The sequence below is a fragment of the Pseudomonas sp. TH04 genome, from assembly GCF_016651355.1.
Lineage (GTDB): Bacteria > Pseudomonadota > Gammaproteobacteria > Pseudomonadales > Pseudomonadaceae > Aquipseudomonas > Aquipseudomonas fluorescens.
The window spans coordinates 4,077,619-4,095,662 of record NZ_JAEKEA010000001.1 but is presented as its reverse complement, the minus strand read 5'-3'; the positions used below and the strand labels follow the sequence as shown (position 1 = coordinate 4,095,662).

Sequence of the window (18,044 nt, the reverse complement as noted above, 5' to 3'; positions counted from 1 at the left end):
TGTATCAGTTGATGAATGTGTTGACTGACCCACCGCTTTCGCGAGCAAGCCCGCTCCCACATTTGATTTTCATCGGCTGGGCGACTTGCTCATGGCGATGGATGGCGCTTATAGTTCGGCGGTCGTCCATATGGCGACACGGGTTTGGCGACTCGGGTGAATGGTGCAAAAGCTTCTGCTTTTTTGCAGGTTCTTTTGCGTCCGCAATAGCTGCTTTCATGGTGGCTGTGCGCGGGAGACCTTCGGGTCTGCCGGTTCCATTCCCGGTTCGCCAACCTGCGTACAGCTGCCACCCAATTCGTTTGGCGACGAATAAGTGTGTAGCCCACCTCTACTTGAATGGGTTTTAAAACATGAACCGATACATGCCGCTCACCGGCCACGACAGCACCACCCCCTCCCTGCTCATCGACACCCAAGTCCCGCTGGACGTGCTCCACGACGCCGCCGTCTACCGCATCCGCGCGGTCACTCAAGTCATGGAAAACCTGGCGTTTCGCGAAGGCATGCAAACCGACACCCTTGTCCTCCAGGACTTCGCCCTGCTCTGCGCCATTCCGCTGCGAGATGGCTGTGATTTGCTGGATGTGATCAGTCGACGCTTACAGGCTTAAGCACCCGACGCAAAAAGGGCGACCCTAGGGTCGCCCTTTTATTTCGCCAACGCTTATGCCGCACTGAACAACTTATGCGGATCAATCACAAACTTCTTCGGCACGCCCGCATCAAACTCGCCGTACCCACGCGGGGCGTCATCCAGGCTGATGACTTCGACGCCGACGATATCGGCAATATGAATGCGGTCCCACATGATCGCCTGCATCAGTTGGCGGTTGTACTTCATCACCGGGGTTTGGCCGGTGTGGAAGCTGTGGGATTTAGCCCAGCCCAGACCGAAGCGGATGCTCAGGCTGCCCATTTTTGCGGCGGCGTCGACGGCGCCCGGGTCTTCGGTCACGTACAAGCCTGGAATACCGATTTTGCCTGCCACACGCACCACGCCCATCAGCGAGTTGAGCACGGTGGCCGGGGCTTCGGCCTTGGCGCCGTCATGCCCGTGGCCACGTGCTTCGAAGCCCACGCAGTCAACGGCGCAGTCCACTTCCGGCTCGCCCAGCAGGGCGGCGATCTGTTCGTGCAGCGGGGTGTCGGTGGACAGGTCGACCACTTCAAACCCTTGCGCCTTGGCGTGAGCCAGGCGGATGGAGTTGACGTCGCCGATGATCACCACCGCCGCGCCGAGCAGGCGGGCGGATGCCGCAGCGGCCAGGCCGACCGGGCCGGCACCTGCGATGTACACGGTACTGCCAGGGCCTACGCCGGCAGTGACGGCGCCGTGGTAACCCGTCGGGAGAATGTCGGAAAGGCAAGTCAGGTCGCGGATTTTCTCCATGGCCTTGTCGCGGTCCGGCAGTTTCAGCAGGTTGAAGTCGGCATACGGCACCAGCACGTATTCGGCCTGGCCACCGGTCCAATCGCCCATGTCGACGTAGCCATAGGCGCCACCGGCACGGGCCGGGTTGACGGTGAGGCACACGCCGGTGTGTTGTTCTTTGCACGAGCGGCAACGGCCGCACGCCACGTTGAATGGCACCGACACCAGGTCGCCGATTTTCAGGTTCTCGACGTCGCTGCCCTTCTCGATCACTTCGCCGGTGATTTCATGCCCCAGTACCAGGCCGGTCTGGGCAGTGGTGCGGCCGCGCACCATGTGTTGGTCGGAGCCGCAGATGTTGGTGGAGACCACGCGCAGGATGACGCCGTGCTCAATCTTCCTGCCACGGGGGTCCTGCATTTTGGGATAGTCGATTTTCTGTACTTCGACCTTGCCGTTGCCGAGATACACGACACCACGATTACCAGACATGCTTTCACCTCGCTGTTGTTTTTATGGAACCGCGTCGCCCAGGCAGGCAGCGCGTTTAAGTGCTCGGGTTACAGATGCTGTTTTTGCGTTGTTGCTGATGGCCCCTTCGCGAGCAAGCCCGCTCCCACATTCGACAGCATTTCAAATGTGGAACCCGGTCAAATGTGGGAGCGGGCTTGCTCGCGAAGGCGTCAGTCAAAGCACCACAGTCCTATTGGCATTGAGAAAAACCCGCCGCTCAATGTGGTACCCAACGGCCCGGGCCAGTGTCAGCCCTTCAATATCGCGCCCCTTGGCAATCAAGTCCTCGGGATAGTGGCTGTGGTCCACCACTTCCACGCCCTGGGCGATGATCGGGCCTTCATCCAGGTCGTTGTTGATGTAATGCGCCGTGGCGCCGACCAGTTTCACGCCCTTGTTGTAGGCCTGGTGGTACGGCTTGGCGCCCTTGAACCCCGGCAACAACGAGTGGTGGATGTTGATCGCCTTACCATCGAGCTTGCGGCACAGTTCCGGCGACAGCACTTGCATGTAGCGCGCAAGAATCACCAGCTCCGCACCGGTCTCTTCAATCACTTGCCACACCTGACGTTCCTGGGACGGTTTGTCGTTAGGGTCGAGGGGGAAATGGTAGTAGGGAATCTGGTGCCAGTCGGCCAACGGCTTCAAATCGGGATGGTTGGACACCACCGCGACCACGTCCATCGACAGTTGACCGATACGCTGGCGGTACAACAGGTCGTTCAGGCAGTGATCGGCCTTGGAGACCATGATCACCACTTTTGGCCGATAGTTCGGCGCCGTCAGCTCGAAGATCATCCCAAAGGCTTCGCCACGGGTGGCCAGGCCATCGCGGAAAGCCTGCTCGTCGAAACCGTCGGGTTGGCGAAACTCCACTCGAATAAAAAACCGGCCCGAGAGGCGGTCATCGAACGAATGGTGCTCGGTGACGTAGCAGCCCTGCTCGAACAGGTAGCGAGTGACCGCGTCCACCGTGCCGAGCACGCTGGGGCAGTCGGCAGTCAAAATCCATGTATCGGGTGCGCGGCTCATTGTGCGTGACTCCTTGATCGTTCCCACGCTCTGCGTGGGAATGCCGCCATGGACGCTCTGCGTCCGCTCTTGGGCCGCGGAGCGTCCCGGGATGCATTCCCACGCAGAGCGTGGGAACGAGCGTTATGCAACGACATTCAGGCCAAATTCGGCTGACGCGTCCTGCAGCCACAACCACCAGTAATCCGAGAAGCTGCGACGAATCAGCAGTTCCCAGGTGTCCTCGGCGGTGTGACGGATCACCAGTTGCGACTTGGCGAACACCGTGCCCACCGCCTTGCCCACCGGGAAATTGTTGGGGTGCACGTCGTAGCTGGTGGACTTCATCAGCACGTCGCGCACATTCGGGCCGCTGAGTTCGAGAATCTGCTGGCCGCCACTGACGTTGACGATCTGGATATGCAGGTCGCCCAGGGCGGCACGCAGGTTTTGCTCGGCAGCGAATTCTTCACCGCTTGGCACAACCAGCAGCCATTCATCCGGGCCGAGCCATTGCAGGCTGGTTTCGCCGTTGACGATCACCTGCAAAGCGCCGGGCAGTTCGATGCCCACGGCTTTGTGCACGCCGGCCGCGAAAGCTGCGTCATGGCCATCGCCACGAATCGTCAGGTGGCCGAGGAGTTTCTTTTCACGCACGGTCACACCGGCGTTCTTGCGACCCTTGCCGACCAGGCTGGCGAGGTCGGCATGGTGCAGCGACGACTCGGCCTTGGCGCCGGTGGTGGGGCGTTGTTGGTATACGTTGGCTGCTGTCATAAAGCACCTTTCCTGATTCTGTTGTGCGGCTACTGGCGTCTTCGCGAGCAAGCCCGCTCCCACAGGGGAATGCATTCCAAATGTGGGAGCGGGCTTGCTCGCGAAGGCCGCGCCTCGGTCTATCAGATGTTCTGGCGATCGCCTTTCGGGTCAAAGAACACCGAGGACACAATCTCTGCCTCGATCACGCTGCCATCCGCCTGCGGTGAGAACACTCGCTCACCCATGCGCTTCAAGCCGCCCTTGACCACCGCCATCGCAAACGAATAACCCAGCGAGTTGTGCGCGTAGCTTGAGGTCACGTGGCCGACCATCTTCATCGGGATCGACTGCTTGGGGTCGAACACCAACTGTGCGCCTTCCGGCAGCCATACAGTCGGGTCAATCGGCTTCAGGCCCACTAACTGCTTACGCTCTTCGCGCACGCAGTCTTCACGGTTCATCCCGCGCCAGCCGATCCACGAGAACGGTTTGGTACGGCCTACGCACCAGCCCATGTTCAGGTCGTCCGGGGTCATCGAGCCGTCGGTGTCCTGACCAACGATGATGAAGCCCTTCTCGGCGCGCAGTACGTGCATGGTTTCGGTGCCGTACGGGGTCAGGTTGTACTTCTTGCCCGCCTCGACGATCTGTTCCAGCACGCCCATGGCGTAGTCGGCCTGCACGTTGACTTCGTACGACAGCTCGCCGGTAAACGAGATACGGAACACCCGCGCCGGTACGCCGCCGACCAAGCCTTCTTTCCAGGTCATGAACGGGAAGCCGTCCTTGTCCAGGTCGATGTCGGTCACTTCGCTCAGCAGCTTGCGGCTGTTGGGGCCGGACAGGGTCATGGTCGCCCAATGGTCGGTGACCGAGGTGAAGTACACCTTGAGGTCTGGCCATTCGGTCTGCTGGTAGATTTCCAGCCACTGCAATACGCGCGCTGCGCCGCCGGTGGTGGTGGTCATCAAGAAATGGTTGTCGGCGAGGCAGGCGGTGACGCCGTCGTCGAAGACCATGCCGTCTTCCTTGCACATCAGGCCGTAGCGCGCCTTGCCCACATCGAGCTTGGTCCAGGCGTTGCTGTAGATGCGGTTGAGGAACTCACGGGCATCCGGGCCTTGAATATCGATCTTGCCGAGGGTCGACGCATCCAGCAGGCCGACGCTGTCGCGCACGGCCAGGCATTCGCGTTTCACCGCCGCGTGCAGGTCTTCACCGTTGCGCGGGAAGTACCAGGGGCGTTTCCACTGGCCGACGTCTTCAAACTCGGCGCCGTTTTTCACGTGCCAGGCTTGCAGCGCGGTATAGCGCACCGGTTCAAAGATGTGCCCACAGTGGCGGCCCGCGACGGCGCCGAAGGTGACCGGCGTGTAGTTCGGGCGGAACATGGTGGTGCCCATCTGCGGGATGGTCACGTTCAACGAGCGCGCGGCAATCGCCAGGCCGTTGACGTTACCCAGCTTGCCCTGGTCGGTGCCGAAACCCAGCGCGGTGTAGCGTTTGACGTGCTCGACCGACTCGAAACCTTCGCGGGTAGCCAGTTCGATGGCGGCGGCGGTCACGTCGTTTTGCAGGTCGACAAATTGCTTCGGCGCCCGGGCAGTAGCTTTTTCGTGAGGCACCTGGAACAGCGCCAGCGTCGGCTCTTCCAGGCGGCTCAAGGCTTTTGGCAGCGTGCCTTGCACGGGCGCGAAACCGGCTTCGCTGGCTGCGCGCACGCCGCCTTCAAAACCATCCGCCAGGGAATCACCTAGGCCGTAGACGCCGTTGATGCCACCGACGCACACGCGTTTTTGTGGGGCTTCGCCCGGTACAAAACCGAGGATGTCTTCACGCCAGGTCGGCTTGCCGCCCAAGTGCGAGGCCAAGTGAACAACCGGGCTGTAGCCGCCGGAGCTGGCCACCAGGTCGCAGTCCAGCCACTCGCCGGGGCTGGTGACTTTATGCGCTTTGACGTCGATCGCCGCCACGCGGGCGCCGGTCACGTGCTTGCTGCCACGGGCCTCGATCACAGCGCTGCCGGTGAGGATGCGAATGCCTTTGGCACGCGCCTCTTCAACCAATGCACCGCGTGGGTTATGGCGAGCATCGGCCACCGCGACAACCGCAAGGCCTGCATCAAACCAGTCCAATGCAACGCGGTAGGCGTGGTCGTTGTTGGTCGACAGCACCAATTTTTTGCCCGGTGCCACGCCGTAGCGACGCACGTAAGTGGAGACTGCGCCGGCGAGCATGTTGCCCGGCACGTCGTTGTTGCCGTACACCAGCGGGCGCTCGCACGCACCGGTCGCCAGCACCACACGCTTGGCGCGCACACGGTGGATGCGCTGGCGCACCACACCAATCGGCGCGCGGTCACCGAGGTGGTCGGTGAGGCGTTCGTGAATGGTCAGGAAGTTATGGTCGTGGTAACCGTTGACGGTGGCGCGAGGCAATAGCAGCACGTCCGGCAGCGCCTTGAGTTCAGCGATCACACTGGCGACCCACTCGGTGGCCGGCTTGCCGTCGAGGCTTTCGCGGGAGTCCAGCAAAGAGCCGCCGAATTCTTCCTGCTCGTCCGCGATGATCACTCGCGCACCGCTGCGCGCAGCCGCCAAAGCTGCCGCCAGACCGGCAGGGCCGGCGCCAACAATCAACACGTCGCAGTGACGGTTCATGTTGTCGTAGGTGTCCGGGTCGTTCTCGGTCGGCGAGCGACCAAGGCCTGCGGCCTTGCGGATGTACTTCTCGTAGGTCATCCAGAACGATTGCGGGTACATGAAGGTTTTGTAGTAGAAGCCCGGCGGCATCAGCTTGCCGCCGACCTTGCCGAGAATGCCCATCATGTCGTTGTTCACGCTCGGCCAGCCATTGGTGCTGGTGGCGACCAACCCTTGGTAGAGCGCCTGTTGCGTGGCGCGCACGTTGGGAATCTGGGTGGCTTCGGTGGCGCCGATTTGCAGCACCGCGTTCGGCTCCTCGGCACCGGCGGCAAAAATGCCGCGTGGGCGCGAGTATTTGAAGCTGCGACCGATGATGTCGACGCCGTTGGCCAGCAGGGCTGCGGCCAGGGTGTCACCTTCAAAGCCTTTGTAGCTCTGGCCGTTGAAGGTGAACGTCAGGACTTTATTACGGTCGATGCGGCCACCGTTGGACAGGCGATTGATCTGGCTCATACCTTCTCTCCAGAGGCCTTGGCGGTAAATTGCGGCTTCTCGCCGATCTTGTAGGTTTCAAGTATTTCGTAGGTCACGGTGTCGCGCGTGGCGTTGAAATACTGGCGGCAACCGGCAGCGTGAATCCACAGTTCGTGGTGCAGGCCACGGGGGTTGTCGCGAAAGAACATGTAGTCGCCCCACTCTTCATCGGTGCAGGCGTTCGGGTCCAGCGGGCGCGGGATGTGCGCTTGGCCGGACGCGTGGAATTCCTCTTCGGAGCGCAGTTCGCCACAGTGAGGACAGAAGATATGCAACATAGGGAATTTCTCCTGTTAGTGGGCGACGGCCGCAGCGCCGTGTTCATCGATCAACGCACCGTTGTGGAAACGGTCGATGGAAAAAGGCGCTGCCAATGGGTGCATTTCACCCTTGGCCAGGCTGGCGGCAAACACGTTGCCTGAGCCCGGCGTGGCCTTGAAGCCACCGGTGCCCCAACCGCAGTTGAAGAACATGTTCGGCACCGGGGTCTTGGAGATGATCGGGCAGGCGTCCGGCGTGGTGTCGACGATGCCGCCCCACTGACGGTTCATGCGCACGCGCGACAGCACCGGGAACATCTCGACGATGGCCTGGATGGTGTGTTCGATCACCGGGTACGAGCCGCGCTGGCCGTAGCCGTTGTAGCCGTCGATACCGGCACCGATCACCAGGTCGCCCTTGTCGGATTGGCTGATGTAGCCGTGCACGGCGTTGGACATGATCACGCTGTCGATAATCGGCTTGATCGGCTCCGACACCAACGCTTGCAGCGGGTGGGATTCGATCGGCAGGCGGAAACCGGCGAGCGACGCCATGTGCCCGGAGTTACCGGCCGTGACCACACCGACGCGCTTGGCGCCGATAAAGCCTTTGTTGGTTTCCACGCCGATGCACACACCGTTTTCCTTGCGGAAGCCGATCACTTCGGTCTGCTGGATCAAGTCCACGCCGAGGGCGTCAGCGGCGCGGGCAAAGCCCCAGGCCACGGCATCGTGACGGGCCACGCCGCCGCGACGTTGCACGGTGGCGCCAAGCACCGGGTAGCGCGTGTTTTTCGAGCAGTCGAGGTACGGGATTTCGTCGGCCACTTGTTTGGCGTTGAGCAGTTCGCCGTCCACGCCGTTGAGGCGGTTGGCGCTGACGCGGCGCTCGGAATCACGAATGTCTTGCAGGGTATGGCACAGGTTGTAGACGCCACGCTGGGAGAACATCACGTTGTAGTTCAGGTCCTGGGACAGGCCTTCCCACAGTTTCATTGCGTGTTCGTACAGGTGCGCCGACTCGTCCCACAGGTAGTTGGAACGCACGATGGTGGTGTTGCGCGCCGTGTTGCCGCCGCCCAACCAGCCTTTTTCGACCACGGCCACGTTGGTGATGCCGTGCTCTTTGGCCAGGTAATAGGCGGTCGCCAGACCATGCCCGCCACCGCCGACGATGACCACGTCGTAGACCTTTTTAGGGGTCGGCGTGCGCCACATCTTCTGCCAGTTTTCGTGGTGGCTGAGTGAGTGCTTGAAGAGGCCGAAGCCCGAGTAGCGTTGCATAGTCATTACTCCAAAACCGCGCTCAGCGATAAACCGGGAAATCAGCGCACAGGGCAGACACGTGCTTGGCCACGTTGGCCTCGACGTCGGCGTCGCCGAGGTTGTCGAGGATGTCGCAGATCCAGCCGGCCAGTTCGATGCACTGCGGCACTTTGAAACCACGCGTGGTCACCGCCGGCGTACCGATGCGCAGGCCCGAGGTCACGAACGGCGACTGCGGGTCATTCGGCACAGCGTTCTTGTTGACGGTGATGTGGGCGCGACCGAGGGCGGCGTCCGCCTCTTTGCCGGTGAGGCCCTGACGAATCAGGCTGACCAGGAACAGGTGGTTATCGGTACCGCCGGACACTACATCGTAGCCGCGTTTGATAAACACGCTGGCCATGGCCTGGGCGTTGTCGATCACTTGTTGCTGGTACGCCTTGAAACCTGGCTCCGCCGCTTCCTTGAAGCACACAGCCTTGCCGGCGATGACATGCATCAGCGGGCCGCCCTGGGCACCCGGGAACACCGCGGCGTTGAGTTTCTTTTCAATTTCTTCGTTGGCCTTGGCCAGGATCAAACCGCCACGTGGACCGCGCAGGGTCTTGTGGGTGGTGGTGGTGACCACGTCGGCGTAAGGCAGCGGGTTCGGGTACAAACCAGCGGCTACCAGGCCGGCGACGTGGGCCATGTCGACGAACAGCAGCGCGCCGACCTTGTCGGCAATCGCGCGAAAGCGTGGGAAATCCAGGGTTTTGGAGTAGGCGGAGAAACCGGCCACCACCATCTTCGGCTTGTGCTCGACCGCCAGGCGCTCAACTTCGTCGTAGTCGATCAGGCCGGTGTCGGTGTTGATGCCGTATTGCACCGCGTTGTACAGCTTGCCCGAGGACGACACTTTGGCGCCGTGGGTCAGGTGACCGCCGTGGGCCAGGCTCATGCCGAGGATGGTGTCGCCGGCGTTCAACAGGGCCAGGTACACCGCGCTGTTGGCGGACGAGCCGGAGTGCGGCTGCACGTTGGCGTAATCGGCGCCGAACAACTGCTTGGCGCGCTCAATGGCCAGGGCTTCAACCTTGTCCACGTGCTCGCAGCCACCGTAGTAGCGCTTGCCCGGGTAACCTTCGGCGTATTTGTTGGTGAGGCCGCTGCCTTGCGCTTCCATCACACGTTTGCTGGTGTAGTTCTCTGACGCGATCAGCTCGATATGATCTTCCTGACGCTGCTCCTCGGCATTCATTGCCGCCAGCAGTGCGTCGTCATATCCCTGGATCTGGTCTTTTTTGCTGAACATCGCGTCTCTCCCAGCCTTTCGTATTGTTAAGGCCCGTGCAGGGCCCTTTGATGCGATGGTAGGGCTGGCGCAGACAGGTCAAATGCCTACGGACGCCACGCAAAGGTGCGTTTACGACATTACATGAGCGACACGAAACAAATGTGGGAGCGGGCTTGCTCGCGAAGGCGGTGGATCAGCTTGCACACTTGCCTGCTGACACACCGCCTTCGCGGGCAAGCCCGCTCCCACAAGGGTTAGGCGATGATCTTGCGCACGAGTAGCAACATCAGGAAATGCAGTGGGTACAGGGCATACGCCCAACGGCGCATGGCCGGAGGCGAGACGTTTTTGGCCTGTCGCAACAAGACCAAACCGGCCAATGGCGCAATCAGGCAAGCGCCCAGCCCGAGCAGCGCAACGAGGCTGCCGTTATTGAGCAAAACCTGCCATTGGTTGGCAGCCACGCAGACCAAACCCGGTAACAAGCTGAAATACCATGGCCGACTGAACACCAACAGCATGGCCAACGGCAGCAGCACACCGAAAAAGCCGAACATCAGATGCGTGGTAAACACAGCCCCGACTGCAACGGCGATCAGCGCCAAACCTCGATCAAAAAACGTCTTTTGCTGCCATCCTCGGGCAACGAGCAGGCCCAGCGCCAAGGTCGGCAAGACGTTTAATGTATCGGCATCGTCGATAAACATTCGGTACGGCACTTCACTGACCGCACTGAACAGCAACAGCCACCCCAGGTAGCGCCACTGGCCGCTCACCGGTGCATGCCGGACCCGGTGCACATTGGCCGCAATCGCCAGGCAAAACCACGGAAACGCCAGCCGGCCTGGCACATACAGGCCATCGAGGCTCAAACCGACATAGCGCAGGTGATCCAGCACCATGCTCAGCAGCGCCAGCCACTTGAGCAAATCCAGCGCGCCATCCCGGACGCGTCCGACAGGAATCGTTTCAGTACCGTGCATAATTCCCCAGTGACTTTGCATTTACAGTGCGTGCGCACCCTGGACAATCTTGGTTACAGTGCGCACCAACATCGACCACAGGAATGGGCCATGACCGACAAGAGCCAACAATTCGCCAGCGACAACTATTCGGGCATCTGCCCGGAAGCCTGGGCCGCCATGGAACAAGCCAACCAGGGCCATCAACGCGCCTACGGCGATGATGAATGGACCCACCGCGCCGCCGACGGATTCCGTGATTTGTTCGAAACCGATTGCGAGGTGTTCTTCGCCTTCAACGGTACAGCCGCCAACTCCCTGGCACTGTCCTCGCTGTGCCAGAGCTACCATAGCGTGATTTGCTCGGAAACGGCCCACGTCGAAACCGACGAATGCGGCGCGCCGGAGTTTTTCTCCAACGGTTCCAAGCTCCTCACCGCTCGCACCGAAAACGGCAAGCTGACCCCGGAATCAATCCGCGAAATCGCCCTCAAGCGCCAGGACATTCACTACCCCAAACCCCGCGTGGTGACCCTCACCCAAGCCACTGAAGTCGGCAGCGTGTACACCCCGGAAGAAATCCGCGCGATCAGCGTCACCTGCAAGGAACTGGGCCTGAACCTGCACATGGACGGCGCGCGCTTCGCCAATGCCTGCGCGTTCCTCGGCTGCTCCCCGGCCGACCTGACCTGGAAAGCCGGTGTGGACGTGCTGTGCTTTGGCGGGACGAAAAACGGCATGGCGGTGGGTGAAGCGATCCTGTTCTTCAACCACACGCTGGCGGAAGACTTCGATTACCGCTGCAAACAGGCCGGCCAGCTGGCGTCGAAAATGCGCTTCCTCTCCGCACCGTGGGTGGGCTTGCTGGAAAACGACGCCTGGCTCAAACACGCACGCCACGCCAACCACTGCGCGCAGTTACTGAGCAGCCTGGTAGCGGATATTCCCGGCGTGGAATTGATGTTCCCGGTGCAGGCCAACGGCGTGTTCCTGCAACTCTCGGAGGCGGCCATCGAAGCGTTGACGGCCAAGGGCTGGCGCTTCTACACCTTCATCGGCAAAGGTGGCGCACGGTTCATGTGTGCGTGGGATACCGAGGAAGAACGCGTAAGAGAATTAGCCGCGGATATACGGGAAGTGATGAACGCTTAACGTAGGAGCAAAACCAGCGCGTACTGGCCGATTGCCGAGACTGTTTTTTGATATTTCTGACAGCAGCGAACCCCGCTTTCGTTGACTAGCCTCTTGGAACCCGGAAGGAAAAGGCCGCTGCAGCGGCCACCTTTCGGGATAACCCCCTGCCGAATAATCGGCTGGAAACGGACCTCCAGAAGAGAGCTAAAACCATGGAATATCAAAACAATGGCAACACCCTGCAAAGCGACGGCACTGCCAGCACCACGGTCATTGACTGGGATGAGTTCCGCAAATACGCCAAAGTCGGGGACACCATCCGCGAGCCGTCGAGGACACTGAGGATCTACGACAAAACCTATGAACTGACAGCCTCAGGCCAGCACTTTGTCATCCATATCTACGCCCAGTAACGGTTAAGTTGACTATTCCCTAGCCACTCAGCCACTGCTCGTTCCCACGCTGCGCGTGGGAACACCTGCTGGGACGCTCTCTGCGTCCACGCCACACCTCGTTTCGAGGACGAATAAACAGATGGGCAGAAGCCGCTACGTCATAACCGAACCCGAAAAACCGCATTTCCTAACATGCACGGTCATGGAGTGGCTACCGCTGTTTACTCGCGACTACCTCGTGAGCCATCTCCTGGATTGTTGGCGATATCAGCAAAAGCACCATGCGCTAAGCCTGTTTGGCTACGTCATTCTCGAAAACCACCTGCACTTCGTCGCCCAAGCGCCGGACCTATGCAAGTGCGTCAGTCAATTCAAATCCTTCACTGCTCGCACCATCATTGATGACCTGCAAAGCAAAGGTGCCGAGCGTGCATTGCAACGCCTGCGTTTCAGCAAACGAGCCCACAAGGCGGATCGGATTTATCAGCTTTGGCAGGAAGGCTCACATGCCGAATTGGTGTACAGCGAAACAGTGATGCGCCAAAAACTGGATTACATCCACTGCAACCCGGTAAAGCGAGGGTATGTAGATTTGCCCGAGCACTGGCGATACTCCAGCGCCCGCAATTACGCGGGCAGTGAGGGTTTAATAGACATACAACGCTGGTACTGATGATCGTTCCCACGCTCCGCGTCACAACGTGCACAGGTCGGGACGCGGAGCGTCCCAGGAGGCGTTACCACGCGGAGCGTGGGAACGATCTGATGCGGGAGATCGTGCCCACGCTCTGCGTGGGTATGCGGCCCGTGACGCTCTGCGTCACAACGTGCACAGGTCGGGACGCGGAGCGCCCCAGGAGGCGTTACCACGCGGAGCGTGGGAACGATCTGGTGCGGAGGATCGTCCCCACGCTCTGCGTGGGTATGCTGCCCGTGACGCTCCGCGTCACAACGTGCACAGGTCGGGACGCGGAGCGTCCCAGGAGGCGTTACCACGCGGAGCGTGGGAACGATCTGGTGCGGAGGATCGTCCCCACGCTCTGCGTGGGTATGCGGCCCGTGACGCTCTGCGTCACAACGTGCACAGGTCGTGACGCGGAGCGCCCCAGGAGGCGTTACCACGCGGAGCGTGGGAACGATCTGATGCGGGAGATCGTGCCCACGCTCTGCGTGGGTATGCTGCCCGTGACGCTCTGCGTCACAACGTGCACAGGTCGGGACGCGGAGCGTCCCAGGAGGCGTTACCACGCGGAGCGTGGGAACGATCTGGTGCGGGGGATCGTGCCCACGCTCTGCGTGGGTATGCTGCCCGTGACGCTCTGCGTCACAACGTGCACAGGTCGGGACGCGGAGCGCCCCAGGAGGCGTTACCACGCGGAGCGTGGGAACGATCTGGTGCGGAGGATCGTCCCCACGCTCTGCGTGGGTATGCGGCCCGTGACGCTCTGCGTCACAACGTGCACAGGTCGGGACGCGGAGCGTCCCAGGAGGCGTTACCACGCGGAGCGTGGGAACGATCTGGTGCGGGGGATCGTGCCCACGCTCTGCGTGGGTATGCTGCCCGTGACGCTCTGCGTCACAACGTGCACAGGTCGGGACGCGGAGCGTCCCAGGAGGCGTTACCACGCGGCGCGTGGGAACGATCTGGTGCGGGGTTAGAACTCGATGCGCACATCGCCCTTCGGTACGCTGCAGCACGACAGGATGTAACCCTCGGCTTCGTCTTCTTCGGTGATCCCGCCGTTGTGGTCCATCTCGACCTCCCCGCCCAGTTTCATCACCTTGCACGTGCCGCAAATACCCATGCCGCAGGCTTTCGGAATCAACAGGCCCAGCTTGGCCGCCGCCGCGTGCACCGTTTCGCCCGGCGCCACACGGATGCTTTTGCCGGAAGCGATGAATTCCACTTGATGCAGGTCTGCCAGGTCGATTTCCGGCGCATCGGCGGCTTGTTCGGCTTGCTCTACCGCATCGGCACGGGCTTCCGGTGGCGTGGCGCCGAAGGACTCCTCGTGGTAACGCGTCATGTCAAAACCAGACGCTTCCAACAGGCGCTTCACTGCGTTCATGTACGGCGTAGGGCCGCAGCAGAACACCTCACGCTCCAGGAAGTCGGGCGCCATCAGTTCGAGCATCTTGTGATTCAGGTAGCCGCGATAACCCGCCCAAGGCTCGCCCAGGCCGTGTTTCTCGCAGATCAGGTGCAGGCTGAAGTTGTCGATCCGCGACGCCATGTGTTCCAGCTCGCGGTGGTAAATGATGTCTTTGGGCGAGCGGGCACTGTGGATAAACGTCATATCGACGTTGGCGTTGGTGTCGTAATACCAGCGCGCCATGGACATCACCGGCGTAATCCCGACGCCGCCGCTGAGGTACAGGACTTTGGGGTTACTGAAGTCGATGGCATTGAACAGCCCGACCGGCCCGTGCACCGCCAACTCCTGGCCTTCATGCAGGGTGTCGTGCAACCAGTTGGAGACTTTACCGCCGGGTACGCGCTTGATCGTTACCGAAAAGCTGTAGGGCACCGACGGTGAACTGGAAATGGTGTAGGAACGCATGATCGGCTGGCCATCGATTTCCAGCTCCAGCGTGACGAACTGCCCCGGCTTGAAGAAGAACAGGATCGGCTGGTCGGCCATAAAGCAGAAGGTGCGCACGTCCCAGGTTTCCTGGATGACTTTGACGCAACGGACGATGTGCCGACCATTGGCCCAGGTCTGGGTCGTTACCGGATTCAGGAAGCTGTTGGACATGCTGTTCTCCACCGCCGATATTCGGCCTTATGGTGGCGATTCTGCGTAACGCGCGAATCACCCATTTACCTATCTGCGACATTCACATACTTATCGCGACCAGCCCCCATACCACGGGGGTTGCGCGTCGGGATCAGAGTGGGCCATGTCGCTCATGGATAAGGTTCTGGTGTTCGCCGGCCCCACACTCGCTCCCAACAACTACGCTTTCTTTACGCCTTGCATAGCACCAACCGTAGCCACTATTCGCCGGCCACACAGAATGGCCCTGAGGACACACACGATGGACGTCACCGCAACCTTAAGCTTGGGCGATCCGCTGGAACCCGCACGCAAGGCCACCGCGCAAATGCTGCAAGAGCGTGAGCGCACCTTTTCGCTGCCGCAGCCGTTTTACTCTGATGAGCGGCTGTTTGATATCGACATGCAGGAGATCTTCCAGAAAGAGTGGTTGATCGCCGGCATGACCTGCGAGATCCCCACCAAGGGCAACTACTTGACCCTGCAAGTGGGCAAGAACCCGATCATCGTGATCCGTGGCGCCGAGGGCGTGGTGCATGCGTTCCACAACGTGTGCCGCCACCGTGGTTCGCGCTTGTGCACCAGCGACAAAGGCAAAGTCGCCAAACTGGTCTGCCACTACCACCAATGGACCTACGAGCTGGACGGCCGCCTGCTGTTCGCCGGTACCGAGATGGGTGCCGACTTCGACATGAAGCAATACGGCCTCAAACCGGTGAACGTGAAGACCGCCGGCGGCTATATCTTCATCAGCCTGGCAGAGAATCCGCCGGCTATTGATGACTTCCTGTCGACGCTGAACCACTACATGGAACCGTACGACATGGAGAACACCAAGGTGGCGATTACCACCACCTTGTTTGAAAAAGCCAACTGGAAGCTGGTGCTGGAAAACAACCGCGAGTGCTACCACTGCAACGCGTCGCACCCGGAACTGCTGAAAACCCTGCTGGAATGGGACGACGTTACCGACCCGCGCGCCGACCAGGCCTTCAAGGACCACGTCGCCGCTTCGGCCGCGGCCTGGGACGCCGAGAAAATCCCTTACGCCCACGCCAGTTTCGGCCTGCGTAACCGTATCGTGCGCATGCCGCTGCTCAAAGGCACGGTGTCGATGACCCTGGACGGCAAGCAAGGCTGCAACAAGCTGATGGGCCGCATCAAGAACCCGGACCTGGGCTCGATGCGCATCCTGCACCTGCCGCACTCCTGGAACCACTGCATGGGCGACCACATCATCGTGTTCACCGTGTGGCCGATCAGTGCCCAGGAAACCATGGTCACCACCAAGTGGATCGTGCACAAGGACGCCGTGGAAGGTGTGGACTACGACGTCGAGCGCATGCGCCAGGTCTGGGACGCCACCAACGATCAGGACCGTCGCCTGGCCGAAGAAAACCAGCGCGGGATCAACTCCACGGCTTACCAACCCGGGCCGTATTCCAAAACGTATGAGTTCGGCGTGGTGAACTTTGTGGATTGGTACAGCGAACGGATGCTGAGCAACCTGGGGGCTGCGCCAGCGCCTTACCTCAAGGGCGTGGCCGTACACGAATAACCGCTACACCACAGATCAAAATGTGGAAGCGGGCTTGCTCGCGAATGCAGTGGATCAGCCAGCCTGTCTGGCGACTGACACACCGCCTTCGCGAGCAAGCCCGCGCCTACATCAGGTCTTCACACTGTTCAAGAAACGATCAACTCCCTCGCAGCCCTTTACCGCCAAGCCCTCCAGCCTTTGCCCAACAACTTATCCACAAAGCCACCCACAGCAATTGTGGGCAAGTGCGTCTGCCGGCTGAAAATAGCTGAAGAAAATCCGTGACTTATTCAATCAGTCCGGTTTCAACCCCACCTGATCATTTATTGATCAACCCTGTGAAAGCCACGAATGGCATGGCCTGTAGCAGTACGCGAACACCTTATCCACAGAAGCACCAACAGACTTTGGGGGCAACTTTGCCAGCGCTGTGGAAAACCGCGTGAAACCTTCATAAATCGGGGGTTTCAGGGTTTTGAGTCAGCAAACAGCCTGAATTGATCAATTATTGACCCCCCAAGTGAAAGCCTTTATTGACGTGGCCTGCAGCCGATAGCGAACATCTTATCCACAGAAGCGCCAACAGACTTTGGGGGCAAGTCGGTACCGGCGAAAAAACTTATTCATGGGAAAACCCCAGGAAAAACCGCTGGTTAGCTTGGTTGTTTTTCGTACAGAGGGCTGCAGGGCTTGATATACAGGGGGTGTGGACAGCCGCGAACAGGTTATCCACAGGTGGGTCAACAGGGATTGTGGGTAATCCTGCTTTCTGGGGGAGTCGGGCTTGCCAGCTCCCACGCAAGCCCACTCCCACAGGGCAATCAGCGCACGACGCCTTCTTCTATCAGTAACTTGAGAATGGCGTCTGCCCCCGCTTCAGGGCTAAGCCCCTTGAGCACCTGCCCACCGCCGCCGCTGGCTTTGGCCGTGGCCGCCTTCATGCGGTCCGCGCCACTTTTCGCCTTGATCACCTTGAGGCGCTTGGGCCGTGGCTTGGCGGGTTGCAGTACAGCGGCGGTGAATAACTCGTCGTGCTCAATCTCGACCTCATGGGCCGCCAGCTCCCCGCGTTGCGCAGGGCCATAAGCGCTTTGCCGGGGTTTGGGCGCGGCGTTATCCACAGTCGCCAGAAACGGCAGGCGCACTTTCAAACGCCGCCGCTGACCGCGCGGCAAGGCTTGCAGCACATGGGCCACGCCGCCGTCGATGGACTCCACCTGCGCCAGCCCGACAATCAGCGGCCAGCCCAATTGCTCGGCCAGCAGGAACGGCAACATGCCCGAGCCCTCGCCGGTTTCCGCCTGGGTGCCGGTGAGCACCACCTGGGCGCCGGCGTCGCGCAAATATTCACTGAGCACCGGCAACGCATCAGCGCCAGCCGGCTGTTCCAACACGTGCAATTGCGCCAAGCCCATGCCCAGGTAGCTGCGCAAGGTCGGTTCGTGGAGATTGCCGGCGTGCAACACCTGCAACTTATCCCCAGCCATTTGCAGGCCCAGCTCGACGGCACGCGCATCCTGCTCGGCACGGCGCGGGCGACCGGAGGTGGGGTGGGCACCGATGGAAACCAGGCTGATTACATTCGTCGTCATGGTCA

The 18,044-nt window shown here is 60.8% G+C and carries 15 protein-coding genes; 5 read left to right on the top strand and 10 right to left on the bottom strand.

All coding sequences use genetic code 11. From position 1 onward, the window contains the following. Positions 1-353 precede the first annotated feature (353 nt). Positions 354-614, top strand: coding sequence for a hypothetical protein (locus JFT85_RS18355; RefSeq protein ID WP_242486543.1), 261 nt, complete (start codon positions 354-356; stop codon positions 612-614). Between the two features lie 53 nt (positions 615-667). Here the strand turns inward: JFT85_RS18355 and fdhA are convergent, their stop codons facing one another. The 8 genes from fdhA to JFT85_RS18315 all read right to left on the bottom strand — a co-directional run bounded on the left by fdhA (position 668) and on the right by JFT85_RS18315 (position 10,622). After that, on the bottom strand, positions 668-1,867 hold the full coding sequence (gene fdhA / locus JFT85_RS18350; protein ID WP_048722231.1) for a formaldehyde dehydrogenase, glutathione-independent: 1,200 nt from the start codon (positions 1,865-1,867) through the stop codon (positions 668-670). A gap of 195 nt (positions 1,868-2,062) precedes the next feature. Then, entirely contained in the window at positions 2,063-2,920 is an 858-nt protein-coding gene (gene purU / locus JFT85_RS18345; protein WP_032883972.1) for a formyltetrahydrofolate deformylase, read from the bottom strand. 123 nt (positions 2,921-3,043) lie between these two features. Further along, positions 3,044-3,676, bottom strand: a complete 633-nt coding sequence (locus tag JFT85_RS18340) for a sarcosine oxidase subunit gamma (protein ID WP_053258372.1) — start codon at positions 3,674-3,676, stop codon at positions 3,044-3,046. A gap of 122 nt (positions 3,677-3,798) precedes the next feature. Next, a complete protein-coding gene (locus tag JFT85_RS18335) occupies positions 3,799-6,816 on the bottom strand; it encodes a sarcosine oxidase subunit alpha (RefSeq protein ID WP_069552025.1) in 3,018 nt (1,005 codons plus the stop codon). Beyond that, positions 6,813-7,115 carry a sarcosine oxidase subunit delta gene (locus tag JFT85_RS18330; RefSeq protein WP_027605979.1) on the bottom strand — a complete coding sequence of 101 codons (303 nt, stop codon included), beginning with the start codon at positions 7,113-7,115 and terminating at the stop codon, positions 6,813-6,815. The genes JFT85_RS18335 and JFT85_RS18330 overlap by 4 nt, the downstream gene beginning before the upstream one ends. A 15-nt stretch (positions 7,116-7,130) precedes the next feature. Beyond that, positions 7,131-8,381 (bottom strand): sarcosine oxidase subunit beta, encoded by a 1,251-nt coding sequence (locus JFT85_RS18325; RefSeq protein ID WP_010207084.1) that lies wholly within the window; start codon positions 8,379-8,381, stop codon positions 7,131-7,133. Between the two features lie 22 nt (positions 8,382-8,403). Continuing rightward, on the bottom strand, positions 8,404-9,657 hold the full coding sequence (glyA, locus tag JFT85_RS18320) for a serine hydroxymethyltransferase (protein ID WP_053258374.1): 1,254 nt from the start codon (positions 9,655-9,657) through the stop codon (positions 8,404-8,406). Positions 9,658-9,893: 236 nt separating this feature from the next. Beyond that, the gene (locus JFT85_RS18315) at positions 9,894-10,622 is read right to left on the bottom strand and encodes a TraX family protein (protein ID WP_201230243.1); all 729 of its coding nucleotides are present in this window, start codon (positions 10,620-10,622) and stop codon (positions 9,894-9,896) included. 90 nt (positions 10,623-10,712) lie between these two features. Here JFT85_RS18315 and JFT85_RS18310 point away from each other — a divergent pair, with 90 nt between their 5' ends. The 3 genes from JFT85_RS18310 (at position 10,713) to JFT85_RS18300 (ending at position 12,803) form a co-directional block, all read left to right on the top strand. Then, a complete protein-coding gene (locus tag JFT85_RS18310) occupies positions 10,713-11,753 on the top strand; it encodes a threonine aldolase family protein (protein ID WP_053258376.1) in 1,041 nt (346 codons plus the stop codon). A gap of 194 nt (positions 11,754-11,947) precedes the next feature. After that, positions 11,948-12,148 carry a hypothetical protein gene (locus tag JFT85_RS18305; protein ID WP_053258377.1) on the top strand — a complete coding sequence of 67 codons (201 nt, stop codon included), beginning with the start codon at positions 11,948-11,950 and terminating at the stop codon, positions 12,146-12,148. A 121-nt stretch (positions 12,149-12,269) separates the two neighbouring features. Beyond that, positions 12,270-12,803, top strand: coding sequence for an REP-associated tyrosine transposase (locus tag JFT85_RS18300; RefSeq protein ID WP_201230242.1), 534 nt, complete (start codon positions 12,270-12,272; stop codon positions 12,801-12,803). Between the two features lie 982 nt (positions 12,804-13,785). Here the strand turns inward: JFT85_RS18300 and gbcB are convergent. Then, positions 13,786-14,886: a glycine-betaine demethylase subunit GbcB gene (gene gbcB, locus JFT85_RS18295; protein ID WP_053258379.1), complete on the bottom strand. Its 1,101-nt coding sequence runs from the start codon at positions 14,884-14,886 to the stop codon at positions 13,786-13,788. A gap of 283 nt (positions 14,887-15,169) precedes the next feature. Between gbcB and gbcA the strand changes: the two genes are divergently transcribed. Beyond that, entirely contained in the window at positions 15,170-16,465 is a 1,296-nt protein-coding gene (gbcA, locus tag JFT85_RS18290; RefSeq protein ID WP_053258380.1) for a glycine-betaine demethylase subunit GbcA, read from the top strand. Positions 16,466-17,268: 803 nt separating this feature from the next. Here gbcA and etfB read toward each other — a convergent pair. Beyond that, complete coding sequence (gene etfB / locus JFT85_RS18285) at positions 17,269-18,039, bottom strand: electron transfer flavoprotein subunit beta (protein ID WP_069552028.1); 771 nt, start codon at positions 18,037-18,039, stop codon at positions 17,269-17,271. Positions 18,040-18,044: the final 5 nt, after the last annotated feature.